The organism is Streptomyces sp. CB02400 (genome assembly GCF_001905725.1).
GTDB classification, from domain to species: Bacteria; Actinomycetota; Actinomycetes; order Streptomycetales; family Streptomycetaceae; genus Streptomyces; species Streptomyces atrovirens.
Genome location: NZ_LIWB01000026.1, coordinates 50,621 through 69,055, shown reverse-complemented (window position 1 = coordinate 69,055; position 18,435 = coordinate 50,621). Strand labels below are relative to the sequence as shown.

The 18,435-nt window shown below is 67.8% G+C and carries 16 protein-coding genes and 6 pseudogenes; 9 read left to right on the top strand and 13 right to left on the bottom strand.

Features of this window, described 5'->3' with window-relative positions:
- Positions 1–54: 54 nt before the first annotated feature.
- Positions 55–231, bottom strand: a complete 177-nt coding sequence (locus AMK33_RS42635) for a hypothetical protein (protein WP_158075169.1) — start codon at positions 229–231, stop codon at positions 55–57.
- Positions 232–937: 706 nt separating this feature from the next.
- Here AMK33_RS42635 and AMK33_RS44390 point away from each other — a divergent pair.
- Positions 938–1,459, top strand: a complete 522-nt coding sequence (locus AMK33_RS44390) for an ArsR/SmtB family transcription factor (protein ID WP_235618311.1) — start codon at positions 938–940, stop codon at positions 1,457–1,459.
- A gap of 200 nt (positions 1,460–1,659) precedes the next feature.
- Here AMK33_RS44390 and AMK33_RS42630 read toward each other — a convergent pair whose 3' ends face one another.
- Positions 1,660–1,836: a PHP domain-containing protein gene (locus AMK33_RS42630; protein WP_158075168.1), complete on the bottom strand. Its 177-nt coding sequence runs from the start codon at positions 1,834–1,836 to the stop codon at positions 1,660–1,662.
- A gap of 605 nt (positions 1,837–2,441) precedes the next feature.
- Here AMK33_RS42630 and AMK33_RS37610 point away from each other — a divergent pair.
- Positions 2,442–3,189: pseudogene (locus AMK33_RS37610) on the top strand (transposase family protein).
- A 7-nt stretch (positions 3,190–3,196) separates the two neighbouring features.
- Here AMK33_RS37610 and AMK33_RS44385 read toward each other — a convergent pair.
- The 3 genes and pseudogenes from AMK33_RS44385 to AMK33_RS37600 all read right to left on the bottom strand — a co-directional run bounded on the left by AMK33_RS44385 (position 3,197) and on the right by AMK33_RS37600 (position 5,150).
- Positions 3,197–3,454 (bottom strand): hypothetical protein, encoded by a 258-nt coding sequence (locus tag AMK33_RS44385; RefSeq protein WP_167748616.1) that lies wholly within the window; start codon positions 3,452–3,454, stop codon positions 3,197–3,199.
- Positions 3,455–3,635: 181 nt separating this feature from the next.
- Positions 3,636–4,238: pseudogene (locus AMK33_RS45375) on the bottom strand (transposase); the annotation flags it as partial.
- 528 nt (positions 4,239–4,766) lie between these two features.
- Positions 4,767–5,150: a hypothetical protein gene (locus AMK33_RS37600; RefSeq protein ID WP_073937658.1), complete on the bottom strand. Its 384-nt coding sequence runs from the start codon at positions 5,148–5,150 to the stop codon at positions 4,767–4,769.
- A gap of 128 nt (positions 5,151–5,278) precedes the next feature.
- On the opposite strand from AMK33_RS37600, the gene AMK33_RS37595 reads away from it, so the two are divergent.
- On the top strand, positions 5,279–6,655 hold the full coding sequence (locus tag AMK33_RS37595; protein WP_073937656.1) for an IS1380 family transposase: 1,377 nt from the start codon (positions 5,279–5,281) through the stop codon (positions 6,653–6,655).
- Between the two features lie 313 nt (positions 6,656–6,968).
- Here AMK33_RS37595 and AMK33_RS37590 read toward each other — a convergent pair whose 3' ends face one another.
- Positions 6,969–8,030, bottom strand: coding sequence for an ABC transporter permease (locus tag AMK33_RS37590; RefSeq protein WP_201263150.1), 1,062 nt, complete (start codon positions 8,028–8,030; stop codon positions 6,969–6,971).
- An 884-nt stretch (positions 8,031–8,914) separates the two neighbouring features.
- Here AMK33_RS37590 and AMK33_RS37585 point away from each other — a divergent pair.
- The gene (locus AMK33_RS37585; RefSeq protein ID WP_073937654.1) at positions 8,915–9,130 is read left to right on the top strand and encodes a DUF6207 family protein; all 216 of its coding nucleotides are present in this window, start codon (positions 8,915–8,917) and stop codon (positions 9,128–9,130) included.
- Between the two features lie 23 nt (positions 9,131–9,153).
- Here AMK33_RS37585 and AMK33_RS37580 read toward each other — a convergent pair.
- Positions 9,154–9,438, bottom strand: a pseudogene (locus AMK33_RS37580) (HNH endonuclease); the annotation flags it as partial.
- Between the two features lie 27 nt (positions 9,439–9,465).
- Here AMK33_RS37580 and AMK33_RS37575 point away from each other — a divergent pair.
- Positions 9,466–9,962 (top strand): annotated as a pseudogene (locus tag AMK33_RS37575) (transposase family protein); the annotation flags it as partial.
- Positions 9,963–10,135: 173 nt separating this feature from the next.
- Here AMK33_RS37575 and AMK33_RS37570 read toward each other — a convergent pair.
- From AMK33_RS37570 to AMK33_RS37555, 4 genes are all read right to left on the bottom strand, one after another.
- Entirely contained in the window at positions 10,136–10,507 is a 372-nt protein-coding gene (locus tag AMK33_RS37570; protein ID WP_073937652.1) for a fic family toxin-antitoxin system, toxin component, read from the bottom strand.
- Positions 10,504–10,764 (bottom strand): hypothetical protein, encoded by a 261-nt coding sequence (locus tag AMK33_RS37565; protein WP_073937650.1) that lies wholly within the window; start codon positions 10,762–10,764, stop codon positions 10,504–10,506. Before AMK33_RS37565 ends, AMK33_RS37570 begins: the two co-directional genes overlap by 4 nt.
- Before the next feature lie 740 nt (positions 10,765–11,504).
- Positions 11,505–12,086: a hypothetical protein gene (locus AMK33_RS37560; RefSeq protein WP_073937648.1), complete on the bottom strand. Its 582-nt coding sequence runs from the start codon at positions 12,084–12,086 to the stop codon at positions 11,505–11,507.
- Positions 12,087–12,341: 255 nt separating this feature from the next.
- Positions 12,342–12,806: a hypothetical protein gene (locus AMK33_RS37555; RefSeq protein ID WP_073937646.1), complete on the bottom strand. Its 465-nt coding sequence runs from the start codon at positions 12,804–12,806 to the stop codon at positions 12,342–12,344.
- A gap of 144 nt (positions 12,807–12,950) precedes the next feature.
- Between AMK33_RS37555 and AMK33_RS37550 the strand changes: the two genes are divergently transcribed.
- Positions 12,951–13,169 (top strand): hypothetical protein, encoded by a 219-nt coding sequence (locus AMK33_RS37550; protein WP_327380498.1) that lies wholly within the window; start codon positions 12,951–12,953, stop codon positions 13,167–13,169.
- 27 nt (positions 13,170–13,196) lie between these two features.
- Here AMK33_RS37550 and AMK33_RS45370 read toward each other — a convergent pair.
- A pseudogene (locus AMK33_RS45370) lies at positions 13,197–14,075 on the bottom strand (FecCD family ABC transporter permease).
- A 137-nt stretch (positions 14,076–14,212) separates the two neighbouring features.
- Complete coding sequence (locus AMK33_RS44375; RefSeq protein ID WP_235618310.1) at positions 14,213–14,512, bottom strand: iron chelate uptake ABC transporter family permease subunit; 300 nt, start codon at positions 14,510–14,512, stop codon at positions 14,213–14,215.
- A gap of 454 nt (positions 14,513–14,966) precedes the next feature.
- On the opposite strand from AMK33_RS44375, the gene uppS reads away from it, so the two are divergent.
- From uppS to AMK33_RS37525, 3 genes and pseudogenes are all read left to right on the top strand, one after another.
- Positions 14,967–15,680: a polyprenyl diphosphate synthase gene (gene uppS, locus AMK33_RS37535; RefSeq protein WP_073937643.1), complete on the top strand. Its 714-nt coding sequence runs from the start codon at positions 14,967–14,969 to the stop codon at positions 15,678–15,680.
- A gap of 146 nt (positions 15,681–15,826) precedes the next feature.
- The gene (locus tag AMK33_RS37530; RefSeq protein WP_235618309.1) at positions 15,827–17,176 is read left to right on the top strand and encodes an oxygenase MpaB family protein; all 1,350 of its coding nucleotides are present in this window, start codon (positions 15,827–15,829) and stop codon (positions 17,174–17,176) included.
- A 264-nt stretch (positions 17,177–17,440) separates the two neighbouring features.
- Positions 17,441–18,183 (top strand): annotated as a pseudogene (locus AMK33_RS37525) (IS6 family transposase).
- The last annotated feature ends 252 nt before the right edge of the window (positions 18,184–18,435 follow it).

Sequence of the window (18,435 nt, the reverse complement as noted above, 5' to 3'; positions counted from 1 at the left end):
GGCGAGTTCAACAGCCCTGGCCGTCCCGGACAGCGGCAACGATGTCCGGCCTGGTCAGCGCCTTGTCCGGATCCTGTCCGAGAACGCGTTGGCCACGGCTGAAACCCTGTAGTCGCCGTCCACGCTGGCGAGCGTGACGGCCTGCCAGGCGGTCGCTGATGCCCGTGAAACCAGCCCGAAGGCGGCAGCCGCCGCTGCCGTGGTCACTCCGAGTACCTTGAACAGTCGCACTGTCTTCCTCCTTCAGCCGACACCTGCAGGGGTGTACTGCGGGGCGGCATCCGCTGGTTTCTCGCCGGGACAGATGCCGCCCTGCTCCCCCGTGACAGGCCCCGTGACCGTCCGACAGTGTGTGGCCGATGTGGCTGGCGCTCTTCCTGCCCGGACGGACGGAGCCGGTGAGAAAGAGCCTGCCTTTGGAAGATTCCGGTCACCATGCCTTTCGTCTGTGGCCAAAAGGGTTGGGCACACGGAACATCGAACTCGTGTTGCGCATACATTTCACCGAGGCTGATCTGCGTCAGATCACCGTCGCGGCGGTTCCCAACGCCCTGCTCGAAATCGCACTGAGCGTGCGCTACTTACGCACCCGTCCCCCCAGGACGGTCCGCTCGCGCCCCGGGCTGCGACGGTGGCACACGTGGATGGCCGGGAGCGCGGTCCCCCGAACCGGGATCCTGCGGGAACTGGACCCCCCGGAGGGCGGCGTCTTCGACTTCTACGTCCAGCCCTTCACACCCGACCTGCACTCCGGTCTCGACCTCGCCATCCGGACACCGGCTCAGGAACTGGCGGATGAAATCGCCCTCCTGCCCCGCCTCACCCGTGAAATCTCCCCGCTGCGGGAACTCGCCGGTGGCACCGACAAAGGCCGACAGATCTTCGCCGACGACGTCCTGCGCTACTTCGGCTCCTCCCTCGCCCCCTATGGCCACAGATGCAAGCCACCGCCGTGGCCGACCGGTCACTGCGTGCCGAGACACTGCTCCGCGGCGGCGTCGACGCCATGTTGGCCACGCTCGTTCCGGGCTGGCGCTGGCAGTCACCGACCTGGCACATCCCCTCGACGTGCCGCCTGACCGACCTCCACCTCGACGGCCACGGTCTGATGCTCGTGCCGTCCTACTTCGCCTACGGTCCCATGTATGGGCGCCGTGCCGGCGAGCCGTGGACACTGACCTATCCGTTGCACGCCGGTGAGCAACCCACCAGTGCCACCGACACCCTTGGCCCCTTGCTGGGACGCACCCGCGCCGCCGTCCTGGCCGCCCTGCGGCACCCGGCCACCACAACAGAAACAGCCGACCGCGTCGGCATCTCCCTACCTTCCGCAAGCCAGCACACCACCGTCCTGCGCAACGCGGGCCTCATTACGACAACCCGCACTGGCATCGCGGTCCTCCACACCCTCACCCCGCTCGGAACAGCACTTCTCCAGAGCGACACCGCCGGCAGATGACAACCTGAATGACCTCGCCGACCCGCTGTACCCGGAGCCGCTGGGGAACTCGCTGATCGTGCCGTCGGCACATCCCGAGCAGGGCAGGCATACCAGCGCCCGTCTCTTTTCCCTTCAACCTCGCCGACGACCTGCGGCGGAACCCCGAGGACGAGGCCGGTATCGCGAAGTTCCCGATCGAATCGGCAGGTTGAAGCCGATCAACAGGCGAAGCGGACGGCGCCGGTGTCAGCGTCGCGGTCGGTCAGGGCCAGCGCGGTCATGCCGCGTTCGGCGGCGCGCTGGACGAGCTGCTCGAGGTGGGCGGCGCCGAAGTGGGTGGAGAACCCCGGAGGCGGCGTTGAGGTGGGTAAACCCGCCGATGGCACGCCTCCCATCGCTTCCTTCGGCCCGCCGTGCGGCGCACCCACCCCCATCTGGAATGCTTGTTTGAATATCGAAACGCACGAGATCCCAAGTCACGAGTGGGACGGGTGAGCGCCACCCGCCCTGGGGGTACGCACCGGCGCTCTCCCGCGGCGGCGGCCTGGCCTGTCGGCGCGACGACAGCCGCCGCGGGGACCCTCGGTCGGCTCCGGCCGGGTGGTTTCTCCTCGCGCACGCGTGCACAGTTCTATGCGCATTGCCCCAACCTGCTTATTTTTTAGATCCTTCCGAGGACCTGAAGGCGGACATCCTGGCCGCGCGGATGCTGGGTCCGGAGCTGCCTGCGCAGCACCTGGAGATAAGTGGTTGTCCGACAGATTCCCCGAAGGTCCTCATGCTGACGTAGCCGCATCTCAGCAGGTCCACGGTCTGTACCGGGCAGTCGCTCGTTGGTGTGGGATCTCCGCTGTTACTGAACGCTTCTCATCCTGTGGTTTGCGGGTGATGGCGGCTGGTGGTCGAGGGCCGTGACACGGCAGGGCTCCTGGTCGTTTCGGCTGGTGATCTCACTCGCCAACGTCTCGACGCAGGAGCCCTGTTGGTCCCGTATCGAGCCATGCTCGATATCCCGCATGAGGTCGTTGAGCATGTTTCCTGGCTCATCTACGCCCGAAGGTGCGAGCTGAACTCCCGCTGGCACAGGCTGGGCTGTTCCCTGCAGGCCCTGCTCGTCCTGGTGCACCTGCGCAAGAACGAGGCTCTGGCCCAGGTCGCCGCGGGCTTCGGCGTCTCCACCGCCACCGCCGGCCGGTACGTGAGCGAGACGGTCGACCTCCTCGCCGAGCGAGCCCCGACCCTGCACAAGGCCCTGAGCGAGCCGCCGCCGGAGGGGTTCGTCATCCTCGACGGCACCCTGATCGCCACTGACCGCATCGCGGCGGACGAGCCGTACTATTCGATGAAGCACCGCCGCTACGGGATGAACGTGCAGGTCGTGGCCGCCCCCGGACAGGACATCGCTGTGGTTCTCGCGAGCGTTGCCCGGCCGCACGCACGACCTGACCGCAGCCCGCGCACACGGTGTGATCCAAGCCCGCCTGTCCCGTCGGCTCCTCGTCCTGGCCGACCGCGCCTACCAGGGCGCCGGCGCCACCGTCCGCACTCCCTACTACCGCCACCACGAACTTCCCGAGCACTACCAACAGTACAACCGGGACCACGCCCGGCTGCGAGCACCGGGCGAACGCGCCTTCGCCCGCCTCAAGCAATGGCGGATCCTCCGCAAGGCCCGGTGCAGCACCAACCGCATCGGACGCACGGTCACTGCCATTCACGCCCTCGAGATCGCCTGGCGCTCAAGATGAGAAACGTTCAGTGACCCCCGTAATTTGCCGGTTCGTGGACGAAACCAGAAGTCGTCGGCTGTCGCTGGTCCCACAGCCGGGAGTCACGCCGAGTGAGCCACGTCCGCCAGAGGAGGGTCTGGCGGACGTGGCTCACGCCGCAGCGGCGGGCCGCCGCGATCTCGGACAGCGCGGACGAGATCGCGTTCTTCCACGACGTCGTGGCCGAGTACACGTGGGCACGGGACGTGGCCGGGCTCGCGGCGACGACGCTGGGGAAGCTCACGAAGCCGGCCATCGAGCTGTGCGACTTCTACGACACGGTGCCCTGGCAGCTGACAGCACGGCGGCTCGACTGCTACTTCGCCGGTCCGGGCAAGCGGTCGCATCGCACTGGGCATCCCTTCCTGGACCATCAAGATCCATCGTCCAGGTGTCCACTCCAAGGGACCAGCCTCAGTACCGCGATAGCCCTGGTCCGCCCACACATGCCGCAGGCGTGGAAAGTTCTCCGCGGCCTGGGAGAAGAGGACTGCGGCGCCATCACGGTCGCCGACGTTGGCCGGGCTGACGCAGGTAAGCAGGACGGTGCCACGGGTGTCGACCAGGAGATGGTGTTTGATACCGCTGACCTTCTTGCCACCGTCGTGGCCATGCAGCCCACCACGCTCCGTGGCCCGGACACTCTGGCTGTCCACGATGGCAGCACTGGGAGTCGGATCACGGCCGCACTCCATCCGCTCGCGCTCACGCAGGGTCGCCAGCATCCGCTCCCACACACCCTCTTTCCGCCACCGCCACCGCCACCGCCACCGCCACCGCCACCGCCACCGCCACCGCCACCGCCACCGCCACCAGTAGTGATAGACCGTCTGCCACGGCGGCAGGTCATGCGGCAGGAGTCTCCAGGCGCAGCCGGCACGCAACCAATACGCCAACGCTTTGAGGATCTCCCGCCGAGCGTGCTTGGCCGGTCGCCCACCAGGTTTGACCTGCGGAACCAGCGGCCTGATGATCTCCCACTCCAAATCAGACAGATCCGTTGGGTACCGGGTACGCAGCCCGCACACCCCAGCCCTCGAACATGCGTTACCGCCTCGCTACCAGGAGCTTGCCAGCTGACAGGCTTTTCACGCGAACGTGTCATGAGGGAATTCCGCTCCGTCGGCGCGACCCAGCTTTCCCTGTCAGTCTTCAGCGCGATCTTCCCGCATTTCCGGCCCCGCTGCCGCCTCCTGACCGCTGCCGACTACTGCCCTCAGATGACCACCCGCTTTACGGCCTGGAAAATGATCACCGGCCTGCCGGCCACGACCTGAGAACGTGCCCGGCGCACGCACCAATCCGGGCTCGGCCTGTCCCCACACCTCGTGCCCAACCAAGTTGACAACGCCACTGTAAGGTTTGCGTAGGAGACTGCCAGGCTCAGGACTGTGGCGATGGCGCTTCCCACGGTGATGAAGCGCGCGACGTGGTCCGGCTCGGTCGTGGTGCTGGTTTTCCCTCCGCGTCGAGCGCGGATCAGTGGGTGGCCTCAACTGCGGAGGCCCCCGATGAAGTGGGAGCCTCCGGTGTCGTGGGTGCTGCTCGGGTCACCCTCAGCTCACGGGCTCACATCCATGAATTCCTTGTGCAGTCGTATATTCACAGATCCGGAATTGAACTTCATGGACGTTGTCGAGGTACGCGCCGGCCGTCTGGCCGGATGCGGCAATCGTGGTCCAGGGCTTCCATCGCCAGCCTGCGTACCACTCGTAGTAGGTCACTTGGAGGCGACTTCCCTGGCCGTCGCCGTCGCACTCGTCGTAAGCGGTGAGACGGTAGTTCGCCGCGTAGGTGGGATAGCCGCCCAGCTCGCCCTGGAGCGTGTAGCTGTACGAGCCGTGAGCGTACTGGCAGCCGTCTCTGCTGTACCCGGATATCTCCGCTGCGAAGGCAGGAGAGGCCGCCATGAGCGATAACCCGGCAAGCGCGCCGACCACACCTAACCTCGCGCTTTCACGAAGTGGGCTGCCCAGCAGGTGATCGGGACAGCAGAAAGTGCCTCTGACCAGCGAGAATGAGGATTGCTGAGGTCCTTGTTCCCGCTCCTGTCGGAGGCACTTTCCAGATGAAGCAGCCTACCGGGTCCTACCCCCATGTCCGTGTCCAGGATGACGGCCGAGCCGTGGTCTCGCAGGCCGGATCGGTCCTGCTGGTCGAAACGGTCCGCAAGACCGGTCTGGATCAGGCGATGTCGCGGGCTCTGGCGCCGTGGCGCAAACCGCGGGCCGTCCACGACCCGGGCAAGGTCCTGCTGGACGTCGCTCTGGCGGTCGCGTTGGGCGGGGACTGCCTCGCGGACGTCGCGATGCTGCGGTGCGAGCCGGCCCTCTTCGGCCCGGTCGCCTCCGACCCGACCGTCTCCCGCCTGATCGGCACTCTCGCCGCCTCCGGCGAGAAAGCCCTGCAGGCCATCCGGTTCGCACGGTCCGAAGTCCGTGATCGTGTCTGGTCGTTGGCCGGCAGACACGCCCCGGGCGCCGACGGACACGTCACGGTCGACCTCGACGGCGTCCTGGTGATCGCGCACTCCGACAAACAAGACGCGGCCGCGACCTGGAAGAAGACCTACGGCCATCACCCCCTGACGGCCTTCGTCGACCACGGCCCGGGCGGAACCGGAGAGCCGGTCGCCGCCCTGCTCAGACCGGGGAACGCAGGCTCCAACACGGCAGCCGACCACATCACCATCGCCCGCCTCGCCCTGACCCAGCTACCGAAGAAGTACCGGCGCGGGCGGCAGACGCTGATCCGCACGGACTCCGCCGGCGGCACCCACGACTTCGTCGCCTGGCTTGCCAAGCGAGGACGCTGGTTGTCCTACTCGGTCGGCATGGTCATCACCGAGACCATCCACAGCCACGTCCTGAAGATCCCGCCAACGGCTTGGACCCCGGCCATCGAAACGGACGGCGAGGTCCGCGACGGCGCCTGGGTCGCCGAACTCACCGGCGACCTGCTCACGGGCTGGCCGAAGGGCATGCGGCTCATCATCCGCAAAGAACGACCGCATCCCGGTGCCCAGTTGAGGATCACCGACGCGGACGGCATGCGGATCACCGGCTTCGCCACCAACACCCCCGACCGGCCGATCGCCGAACTCGAGCTCCGCCACCGCCTGCGGGCCCGGGCCGAGGACCGCATCCGGGCCGCCCGCGCGACCGGACTGCGCAACCTGCCCCTGCACCACACCGCCCAGAACAAGGTCTGGCTGGAAATCGTCCAGATCGCCCTCGACCTGCTGGCCTGGATGCCCATGCTCGCCCTGACCGGCCAAGCCCGCCTCTTCGAGCCCCGCCGGCTGCGGTTCCGCCTGTTCTCCACGGCCGGCCAGCTCGTCACCACCGGCCGGCGCCGCATCCTCCGCCTCGCCCGCCACTGGCCCTGGACCGGCGAGATCACCGCCGCACTCGAACGACTTGCGCTCCTACCGAACCCCGGCTGACCAGCGGATCCGCCTGTCCCTACGAGAAGAGGAACCAGCCCGGAGCAGTGGAACCCGGTGCCCACCCGAGGCGACACTCGGGCCGTCGGAATGCCCGCGACCAGCCACCGAAAGCGAAACGGTCCACCCACTCCGTCGGCGGACCATCATGCAAGATCGAGGCTAAGCGGAGCTTCCACTTCCTCTTCATGGTCCCCCAATTCTCGGCAGGTTCGAACATTTGTATAGCATGGTTGTCCGGTGGGTGTAACTGATCATTTCAGAATGAGGTTCGCAGGCCGCGGAGGCATGTACGGCAGGGTGACCGAAGCCGTTACGACTCGACGTGCGCCGGACGACGCTCGCGGCCACCGGGATGCCGGTGCCGCCAGATCCAGAAGACCGCACACGACAGCAGGGCCCATCCGCCCAGCACCAGGAATGGGAACGCGTGCTGGTGCCCCTGGAAGTACACCGCCGTGTGCTGAGCGTTGACCGAGGCACCGGGCGGCAGCCACTTGCCGATCTCGCCCAGCGGGGACGGCAGCAGCGGCCAGGACACCGCGCCGCCGGACGAGGGGTTGCCCAGCAGGATCATCAGCCCCCACGTCGGCAGCATCGCCCAACGCCCGAACAGGGTGTTGAACATGGTGAAAACCATGCCGCTGGCAAACAGGGTGAGCGCCAGGATCAGCCACGACTCCACGAACGGCAGGTCGAGCGCGCCGAGCAGCCAGTCCACAGTCGCGGCGATGGCGAATCCGCCGAGCAGTGCGTAGGCGAGGGTGAACAGGATGCGCTCGAAGGGCGTCAGAGACCGTGCGTGCACGCTGAGCTGGATCGCACCGACGAAGCCGATGATGACGGCGGCCAGCGAGATGTAAAAGATCGCCAGCCCGCGCGGGTCGCCCTCCTGCAGCGGATTGAGGTCCTGGACGGTGACCTCGACGCCGGTTTCCTCCCCCACGGTCGGTGCTGTGTCGGCCAGCACCTCCGCGACCGAGGCCCCGGAGGCACCCGACAGGTCAAGCACCGCGGTCCTCCCGTCGTCGCGGATATCGAAGATCGCAAAGACCTCTTGATCGTCCATGGCCTGACGAGCCTCGGCGGCACTGTCGTACACGTGCACTTTCACGGACGCGTTCAACGCCTTTTCCAGGGCATTCAGAAAGGTCTGCCCGCGGGCCTTTTCGTACGAGCCGACCACGGCCGTGGGAATCGAGTGCGGCGTCGGATCGGCCATGGAATAGGTGTACGAGCCGGCGAAGAGGCCGGCCGCAGCCGCCAGGATGAGCACCAGCACGATGGCCGGCCACAACGGTGACTGCCGGAACTCGGACCACCGCTGTCCGCGCGTCGGCGGCTGGGCGTGGGCACCATGAGACATGTCGGCCATGGCCAGGACATTTCCATAAGCAAGGTGAAAGGGCATCAATAGCTCCGTCACCCGTGGGAGCGCCCAGGAGGAGTACGCACCGCCCTCGCAGGCGTTTTGGGTACGGAGGGAAGGCGGGCACCGCCACGCGGTGAACCTGGACGGCCGGACCCTTCAGGACGAGGACGGCCGCACCTGAACCTCCCACCCACTACCGCCTGAATGGCCCGGGCCCACCGTCTGCATGTACACCGGCGTCAGCCGCGACACCCGCACCGACCTCTGCCAGGACTGCCGCCACTACATGTGGGACAGCCGCCCGATACCGCCCCCTGCGCAGCGACCGCGGCCGCTTCGTCGACGGCAGGTCCTGGGACACAGTGAGCGTTTTCCGACCTGTCGGGCAGACTCGACAGTTGGACTGGCAGACAGGCGAAACCCCTGGCAGATGGATTCTCGGCCAAGAAATCCGTCTCCACCAGAGGCTTCGTGTGCTTGTCTACGCCGTCCGGCGTCGGTGTGTCCAGCTCTGCCCTGCGCCCCCTGCCAGTCAAGCTCCGCCAACACCGCCGGGAGCTCGGCGCCCGGTGACGACGTCTGAGCTCCGGCCGGCATCCTGCTCCCCCGCGTCCGCCTTCGCAACGGCCACCCGTATGCCCAGCTCGCAACCGGGTTCGGGACCGGGAACTGAGGGGTCACTTCAAAGTCCCGTGACCCAATGACGCGCACACCTGTACGCACACGATCTCACCAGAACACCGGGGAGGTACACGGTGCACACTCCACAGCGTCCCTCTACGCGCGCCCGCATCCTGCGCCCCTGACGCCCCTCTGAGGCACACGCTGCCTGCGCCGAGCGGGTGAGCTCCTGCCGCAGGCAGAGCCCCTGACCGCAGGAGTCCGTCGTGGAAGGCGTGGATGCGATCAACGAGGTGCACGTGTCGGAGCCCGGGCTGGTCGTCGTGGACGTGGCAGCCGCCGACGACCAGACCGCCTTCGCCTTCCAGGAAGCACTCGCCTCTCTGTGGGCGACCACCGCGGTGGAACGCGCCATCAGGGATGTCGGCCAGCCCGGCGTGCGGCTGCGCTGCTACCTGGACATGCGCCAGGCACCGAACTGAACGCGCCGGCCGGGTCGGCTGTTCTAGCGGGCGAGGGTCACCGTGATGGGCATGTTGGAGCACCGGCCGACCCGGTCGGCCAGGGCGTGGCGTTCGGTGGCATCGATGGTCAAACCCCAGCGCATCTTGTCGGCGACCCAGTCGGTGACGTACTGGCAGCGGTAGCCGACGGCCGGGGGCAGCCAGGTGGCGGGGTCCTGGTCCGCCTTCGACCGGTTCGACGCCGCCGACACCGCGATCAGCGCCCGCGCATCCCCGAGGTCATTGGCGTAGGCCTCGCACTCGGCCGCGCTCCAGTTGTAGGCGCCGGAGTCCCAGGCCTCGGGCGAGCGGGACTGGAGCCCGTCTCGCGTCCGGCCGACGCCGTGGACCGGTGTGGATCGTGGACGGCACTCTGGTCCCGGTCCGCGACCGCAAGGTCGGCGCGTCCGGCCGCAACCACCGCTTCTCCGCGAACGTGCAGGTCATCGTAGACGCCGACACCCGTCTCGTGATCGTAGCGGCCCGGCCGGCACCGGGCACCATCGCTGACGCCCACGCCTGGCGCGCTTCCGGCCTCGCCGAGCACTGCCATGACGTGACCGTCCTGGGCGACGGCACCTACCTCAACTGCGGGATGGTCGTGCCACACCGCAAACGCCCTCGTCGGCCCCTGCCGGCCGGCGAAGAAGCGGACAACGCCACCCACCGCAAGGTGCGTGCCCGAGTAGAGCATGTGATCGCCCGCATGAAGAACTACAAGTTCCCCCGCGACTGCCGACAGCACGGCGACGGCCTCCACCACGCCGTCCAAGCCGTCGCCCGCATGCACAACCTCGCACTCACATCATGACCAGAAGACTGTGGTCACAGGCCCTGACCTGCCCGAACGCAGCCTTCTGCAACATCCTTCAGAACGCCCAGGGCGTCCCGGAACTCCTCCGACTCGCTACCGCATAGCCAGAAACAGGAAAAATGATCTCCGAAGGTGGCATGGGATCACGGAGTGCCGGCCTGCGCTGGTTGTCAGGGTTTCCAGGTGCGCAGGAACGACGCGATGCTGCCGACGGTACAGGTCGGGCTGTTCAGCTCGTGAGCGAGTGCGGTGAGCTGCTCACGGGTGGGATTGACGGGAATGTTGCTGGCCTCGAGATACATGACGGCAACGGCGCAGGCGACGGTCAGGTTCGAGCGTTCCAGCCAACGGCAGCGGCCGAGCGTATGCACCAACGCAGCCGCGCGCGCGTAGGCACCGTCGTACACCGGATGCTCGAGCATCTCCCCGCGGTGACGGGCGACAGCGGCGATCGGTACGCCGTAGTCGTCCACACCGGGGTCCCGGTGGCCGGCCCGTTCGGCCACCTCGAGGATCCAGGACTCGTCGATATGCAGGATCACGCGGCGGCGCCGGGCTTGAGCTGCTCGTACGGAGCATCAGCGAGCTGCTGCTCCAGGTCGTCGAGGAAGGCTCCGTGCTCGGCGATGAGCCGCTGGGCGGCCGCCATACCGGCGGCACGGGCACCGGTGGTGTCCTCGATGATGAGGCGCTCGACATACCGGTTGAAGTCCAGGCCCCTGGCTGCGGCGGCTTGCTTGCCGGCGTCGAGGACGTCGGGCTCCAGCCGGACCTGGGTCTGCTTTTTCGAGGTGGCCATACCGAGAATGGTAGCAGGGTGGTAGCAGACAAGGGTGCCATGCTTGGAGCGGCTTCTCAAGGCGGCGAGACTCCTTCGTCCCGAAGCAACTCAAGTGGGACTCTGCCTTGGGTCGGTGTGCCCCTTACCTGCGCTGACAGTCCGCAAGTGTCCACGCTCGTCCGCTGTTACACGTCGGCGTTGTCACGCAGTTAGACACTCACCGCCGTCGCGAGGGCACGGGTCTGCACGTCTCAATGGGGGCATGGTCCGGCCTGACGTCTTGCAGATGATCGCTGTGGCGCCGGAATCAGGCTCCGTGCCGGTGTAGGCAGTGAGGCTGCGCTCCGGGTCGGCCGACAGCGCCGGCGTCGGGCATCCCGAGGCGGAACTCAAGGACGACGGCTCCGGCCGGGGACCCGACGTTGGCTCGATCCCATCGTTGACCGACTCTGTAAATGACCAACTGGCGACAACCAGCACGAACCAACCGCCGACCAGCCACCCTTTCATGCGCCTGCTCATCACGCCCCCGTCCGAAGCCCCACGGCAAGCAGCAAGCCTGCCAGCCGAACGACATAGCGCCTCACAGACCACCACGTCAGGAGAGAGGCGGGGCGTCGCGCCGGTGACCTGCGGCTTTATCGGCCAGGCTAGCGGGCGCGGATGCATCCGCTCCTCCCCCGTCGTTGACCGTGGCTGACCCCTGCATCTGGCACGACTGTGGCACGCGGCCTTTTGAGCCCGGCCCAGGGGACCGCTCAGTCCAGGAAGTAGGACCAGAAGGGGATCGTGGCGTACTGGTGGTCCTCAAGTGTCGGCACAGGGTGACCGAACTCGTGGTCAAAGTAGTCGACCAGATCGGTGCCGTAATAAATGATGTCCGTCTGGTGCATCGACAGCACAGGCGTACCGGTGCGGTCTGGATCGGCCAGCAGGTACCGGTGCGAGTAGACCGGCGCCATCACGGGGACCCCGGCCAAGTACGTGCGTGCCACTTCCAAGGCATCCTGAGTGCCCGTCGGCCGCGGCTCCCAGTCCGGATGCCAGAAAGCGTTGTGCTCCACGTCGAACAGCACTCCGTCCACCGGCCAGGCCAACCGCTCCGCCAGGTCATCCGGGTCGCCGTCCCGCCAATCGGGCCAACTACGGCTCCCCGTGGGCAGCCCGGCGCTCAGTAGCGTTCGGTGCTCCGGCGCGAAACGGAACCCCCAGCGCTCCTCGACGTGATCAAGTTCCCGCTCGCTCATGCCTCGCTTCACCTCGACACGGGCGGAGAGCATGGCAAGCAAGGCCTGGGCGTCTTCGGAGGTCAGTGGGTTCTCGGGGCTGATCGGAGACATGAGTGGAACGGTAGAACACCTTGGGGACGGCGGTAGGCGGATTTTTCCAGGACCTCGGCTTGGGAAGCTACGATCATATTGCGGCCTGTCCGGGCAATGACCTGGGGGACGCCCTGGGTGCCGCCTCCTCGGGCTGGACCGCTTTCACCGTGATTCCCCGCTGTTCCCCGCCATATCCGGTGTGCTTGTGGTGCGGCCCGCCCGGCACACGGCTCTGACGGACCGACCGTACGTGCAGACGCGTCGGCAGGCGCATCAGAGATGGCGCTTGGACGCTCTGACCAGTCGACTGATGTCGTCGCGGGTCTTTACCCTGCGCTGGTCCAGTTCGGTCCTGCTGTCCGTCTTGGGCAGGGCGGTGACGTCCGCGAGTGCAGCTTCTGCCGCCTCGCTCAAGGCGTCGTCATCGGTGAGCATCTGTACCCGGAAGAGCGCTTCTTGGGCGTGGGAACGCAGATCGTATGCGCGGACTCTCACCACGCCGGGGTCCTCGTGTGGTGGTTGTTCGTGTTCGCAGAACCAGAGATGTACCAGGCAGCGGCGGTAGTTGATGAGTGCGCCGGCGTAGGCGGAGTAAGCGTCGAGTCGCTCCTGGCGGAGCCTCTCATGGCGGGTGAACTGATGCCCCTTGTCGGTGGTGCGCTGCTGAAACGCCAGGGTGAGCCCCGAGCCGAGCAGGGTCCCCAGAACGGCTATGGCACTGGCGATGATGGTCTCCACACCCCAAGCTGATCACGTATCGCCGACTTGGCGCAGTACACGCCCTGCACCCCGCCAACACGATTTCCAACTGTGTCGGCGGGGCCTTTGGCCATGTGCAGGGGCGTTCACCTGCGTTCAACCGACCTCCGGCTCGTTCACATCGTGCACCACCACCAAGACGACGAAACGGAACGGATCGGCTTCTTCTTCGAAGCCATCGAATGGGAAGGGGAGCCCCTCAACAAGGAACCGGACAAGTGCCTGGCACTCACCTGGTTCACCGTGCACGAACTACCCGACGACATCATCGAATACCCAAACGCCGGCCTGCTCGGCTACCCCAATGGCACCGGCATCTTGACCATGCACAACTGGCCGTAAGTACTCGCTCGGTGGCCGGTCTCCCCGTCACAGCCGGAAGCCCCGGCGCTCGGCGCGCAGCAGCCAGGCCAGGTAGGCCCCGCCGGCCACGCCGGTCACCATGCCGACCGGCAGCAGGGCGGAGCCGGTCAGACCCTGGGTGACCAGGTCCGCGGCGGTCACCAGGAATACTGCCGTCACCCGGTGGGAAGGACGTTCGGGCCCGCCGCCCGCGTCACCCGGCGGGCCAGCTGCGGGGCGGCCATCGCGACGAACGGGACGGGTCCGGCCGCGGCCACCGCCATGGCGGTAAGGTCCATGCCCGCACCGAGCAGCACCAGGCGGCTCCGCTCGGGCGGCACCCCGAGCGCGGCGGTGTCGTCGCCCATCTCCAGCACGGTCAGTCGTCGTCCGTACGCCGGGACGACCGGCGCCAGCACCGCCGGCCCCAGCGCGGCGACACGGACGTCGTTCCAGCCCCGGGCGTTGAGCGAGCCGATCGTCCAGGCGGCGGCCTGCGCGGCCTTGCCGATGTCGGTGCGCAGGTACAGGAAGCTGGTGGCCGCGCCCAGCACCGAGGAGGCGCCGATGCCGACGAGGACCAACCGGTAGCCGTGCGCCCCGCGCTTCCAGGCCAGCAGGTAGACGGCGACGGCCGTCGAGGACGATGATCGCCACGAGCGCGCTGGCCGAGGCTCCGTTGCCGAAGCCGATGACGTCGGGGCTGCCCAGCGGGTTGCGGGTCAGGGACTGGAAGACCGCGCCCGCCATGCCCAGTCCGAAGCCGACCAGCGCGGCCACCAGGGCCCTGGGAAGGCGCAGGTCGAGCACGACGAACCCGGCTCCCGGCGGGCCGTCGCCGGCGAGCGTGCTCAGCACCTCGGTCGGGGACAGCTCGTAGGTTCCGGTACCGACGGCCAGCACCATGGCGCACGCCGCGAACACGGCGAGCAGCACGCAGACCAGCAGGGCCCGGCTGTCGTAGCGCAGCGACCAGCGGCCGGTGCGCAGCAGTCCGCGCCGCACCTCCGCGCGGGCCCGCGCGGGGGCGTCCTTCACGAGGCTCACAACTGGGCCACCTTCCGCTGCCGTACGAGATGGATGAGGAACAGTCCGCCGAGGAACGCGGTGACCGTGCCGACCTCGATCTCGGACGGCGGCATCACGACGCGCCCGATCACGTCCGAGACGAGCAGCAGCACCGGCGCGAACACCGCGCAGCAGGGCATGAGCTGACACGGGTCGGACCCGCAGAAGGCGCGGGCGGCGTGCCGGGTCATCAGGCCGATGAAGCCGATCGGCCCGCACACGGCGGTGGCTCCGCCGCACAGCAGGGTGACGGCGACGACGGACAGCACCCGCACGCGCCGCACCCGGGTGCCCAACGCCCGCGCGTGATCTTCTTACGTCTCTCACCCTGCCCCAGGCGAGTTCGGACCAGCGGTCTCTGGGGCAGGATGGGTCGCCCATGAACCGGGCAGGAGTTGACGCCCGAAGGGGTGGCGCGAGCCCGGTCGGCATCGACAAGGAGCGCGAACTCTCTGACTTGAGCTCACCCCCGCCTCGTTCCAACCCACACATACGTACCAAGGGTGAATTCGTAGGATGTGCGGACCGTGCGGCGCTGAACGCTGTCAGTCTTCCGTTGATGACCGTAAGACGGTGGCGGTGCCGCTGGACGATGCCTCCTCCACTGCGGGGTGGCGTCCGTCTCGACCGCTGAGAGGGGCGGGCGTGACAGTAAAGCAGTCCACAACTGAACGGCCCGCTTCCCGTCCTGCCACCGCCAAGGACACGGCGCCACCGAGGCCGCGTGAGGTGCCGCGTCACGTCGCGTGTGTGATGGACGGGAACGGCCGGTGGGCAGCGCAACGATCGCTCCCACGAACCTCCGGCCACCGCGCCGCGGAGACAACAGTGATCGACGTCATCGAGGCGGCGCGGGCGGCCGGAGTGGGCTGGCTGAGTCTGTTCGCGTTCTCCACCGAGAACTGGCGCCGCCCGGACACCGAGATCGAATTCCTCATGCACCTGGTGCGCCGAGTGGTACGCAAACACGCCCCGTTGCTGCACGCGCGGGGCATCCGCTGCCGCTTCCTCGGCATGACCGATCCCCGCATCCCTTCCGGGCTGGTCCGAGACATCGCCGACCTGATGACGCTGACCGGCCAGAACCGGCAGATGACGCTGACCGTCGCCTTCGATCACGGCGGCCGCAGGGACATCGTGGAGGCCGCACGGTCGCTGATCCGCAGCGGCGTGCCGTCCGAGGCCGTGACCGAGGAGAGCTTCGCCGCTCATCTGCCCTTTCCCGACACCCCCGATGTCGACCTGGTCATCCGCACCTCCGGCGAACAGCGCATCTCCAACTTCATGCTCTGGCAGGTCGCCTACGCCGAATGGGTCTTCCCGCCCGCGCTGTGGCCCGACTTCCGCGCGTCCGACTTCCTCGAGTGCCTACACGCCTACCGGCAGCGCGAGCGCCGCTTCGGCGGCGTACTGCCGAACCAGAACGGAGAAACCCGATCGTGACGACCGCAGACAGTCCTCAGTCCCCCACCGCCGGTGCCGGTACAGGGGGCCACGGAACTGAGGATCGCGACTTCGGAGGAGAGCCCCTGTTCGGTCCTGGCTCACAGTTCCACACGCTCTTCAACGACCCGCGCTGGGCGTTGGCCATGATCCGGGCAACCGTGCTCGAAGCCGCGCACCCACAGATCGGCGCCGCCCTGATCGAGAACTCCACCTTCGTCGTCCATCCCTGGCGGCGACTGAGCAACACCTTCATGAGCCTGCGGCGGATGTTCGGTGCCGACGACCACGTACGGCAGAGGGAGGCGACCCGGCTCAACCGCATGCACGCACGGCTGCACGGCACCGACGCACGAGACCGGCCCTACGACGCGATGGACCCGGGTGTGCGTGCCTGGGTGGTGGCGACCATGTTCGAAAGCGCCATCACCATGTGCCGGCTCAGCGGACAGCCCCTTGAGCAGAAGACCATGGAGCAGTTGTACGCCGAGTTCCAGGCCTTCCTGGCCGCGATGGGCGACGAAGCCGGCCATCTGCCGCCCACCCTGGACGAGTTCTGGCCCTACTACGACCGGGTGGTCGCTGAGGAGCTGGAGAACACCGAGGCGATGCGGATCATCCTCTACAAGCTCTTCGACCACCTCCCCGCGCCACCCGTACTGAACGGCTTTCCTGCCCTGTGGGCGACCGGCCGGGCCGTCGCCGGCCCGGTCATCGGAGCGATCACCGTGGCATCCCTGCCGGAGCCGTTCCGGCGGCGAGCCGGTCTGCCCGAGATCGCGGGGGTGCAGACCCTGATGCAGGGTGCGTACCTGGCGGCCGGTCTGGCCCGGTTCCTGCCCGAAGGGTGGATCCAGGCCGAAAGCATCGCCGAACTGCTGTCGCTCTCCCCCGACAGCGACGATCCCCGCGCGAGGACGATCGCCGCCCTGCGTGATCAGATGAAGCGGGCCGGCGCCCTCATTCGCCTCATCGCCCCGCTGCCCCCGGAACCGGAACCCGTCGCGACCACCACGGCGCAGCGCAGTGCGGAGGAGTTCTTCACGGACGTCCTCGACCAGACCGGGGACGGATACCTGGATTGGCCCGACCTCGCCGCCATGGCCCGCGAGCTTTCCAGCCGGCTCGACCTGGACGAGCCCGAGGAGACCCGGCTCTACAACGCCTACGCCGACTGGTGGCGGGAACTACAGGCGGCCCTCGACGCCGACGGCGACGGCCGCATCAGCGCCCACGAGTACGCCTCCGCCGTCCCGTCGCTCGCCGGTCCCGCGCTGATCAGGGTCGCCGAAGTCCTCTTCGACGTGACTGACAAGAACGGTGACCAGAGCATCGACGCGGACGAGTACCGGGCCCTGTTCCGGACCGCGTTCCACCGCGACACCACCGGGAGCGGCGAGACATACAGCCGCAGCGCGTTCATCAACGACTTCCTGTCCTTCATGTCCGCACGTCGGCGCACCACCCCCTACGACCCCCTCCTCGCCGAAGCATGACCGCCCGGACAGGCAACCAGCCGGAAACGGCGCCTTCCGGCACGAGCACGGCCGCTGGCACGGCGGCCGTGCCCTACGGCCGGCCCGCCCATGAGGCGGTTGCGCAAGGTGCCGCTCTTCGCGGTCGGGTGAGCTTCCGAGGTCCTGCGACGGCGTACCGGGAGGAGCCGCTGGAGGAGGGAGCAGGAACCCTTCGATGGGCACTGTCACGTTGGTTGACCGGGGGGACGCTCTTCGGGTTGATCATGTTGGGAGGGGTCGTCCGTGGAGGGCACGCCGCCGCCGTACAAGGAGCACCGGTACCCGGCCGAGGTGATCTCCCACTGCGTGTGGCTGTACCACCGATTCCCGCTCAGCTTCCCTGAGGTCGAGGAGCTCGTGCTCCAGCGCGGGGTCCGGGGTCATCGTCTCCTACGAGACCATCCGCCGCCGGTGCGCCGAGTTCGGCCAGGCCTACACGAACGGACCACGCCGTCACCGGCCCCCGACCGACGACAAGTCGCACCTGGACGAGGTCCTCACCAAGACCAACAGTGGGCTGAAGCACTTGTGGCGCACCGTCGACCAGGACGGCAACGTGCTCGACATCCTCGCACAGAGCCGACGGGACAAGGCCACCCCCAGGCGCTTCTCCCGCCGCCCGTCGAAGAAGACGCGCGCGGTGCCGCGGGGGGTCATCACGGACAAGCTCCGCTCCTACGGAACGGCCCACCGCGAGGCCATACCCTGCGTCGAGCACCGTCAGTCGAAGCACCTCAACAGTCGAAGCACCTCAACAACCGGGCGGACAACAGCCACCAGCCCACCAGGCAACGCGAACGGACCATGAAGGGCTTCCGCAGCGTGGGCGGAGCCCAGCGACCCCTGCCCGCGTTCAGCAGCAGCTCACCCCACAGCCGACCTCACCGCCACCTGCTCACCGCCCCGACCACCGAACCGAAATCACCACCCGCTTCACCATCCGGGACCACGCCACCGGAGTCGTCGACACGGCCGCAACGGCCTGACCCAGACCGACACTCGAGCCGACCACACCCCGGCACGCCACCAGCCCCACGCACAACCAACAACTGACAACGCCCCAGACTGCCTTCGGCCGGAATGCCGTCGATGTACGGCAGGCTCGACGCCATGCGGCCGACGGACTGGCCGTCCATCGCGGCCCGGGACGTGGACGATGAATATGTCCCGTGGGGCGCAGTCCCGCAGGGCCGCCGCGCTGGCCTCCTCACTGCGGCTTCGTGGTGCCCCCCGCCGCG

Coding starts and splice junctions, on each gene's coding strand:
- AMK33_RS37565 (WP_073937650.1), bottom strand. CDS start 10,764: ATGGCCACCTCGAAAAAGCAGACCCAGGTCCGGCTGGAGCCCGACGTC.
- AMK33_RS37590 (WP_201263150.1), bottom strand. CDS start 8,030: ATGGCCGACATGTCTCATGGTGCCCACGCCCAGCCGCCGACGCGCGGA.
- AMK33_RS37530 (WP_235618309.1), top strand. CDS start 15,827: ATGATCCGGGCAACCGTGCTCGAAGCCGCGCACCCACAGATCGGCGCC.
- AMK33_RS37560 (WP_073937648.1), bottom strand. CDS start 12,086: ATGTCTCCGATCAGCCCCGAGAACCCACTGACCTCCGAAGACGCCCAG.
- AMK33_RS37595 (WP_073937656.1), top strand. CDS start 5,279: ATGAAGCAGCCTACCGGGTCCTACCCCCATGTCCGTGTCCAGGATGAC.
- AMK33_RS44390 (WP_235618311.1), top strand. CDS start 938: ATGCAAGCCACCGCCGTGGCCGACCGGTCACTGCGTGCCGAGACACTG.
- AMK33_RS42630 (WP_158075168.1), bottom strand. CDS start 1,836: ATGGGAGGCGTGCCATCGGCGGGTTTACCCACCTCAACGCCGCCTCCG.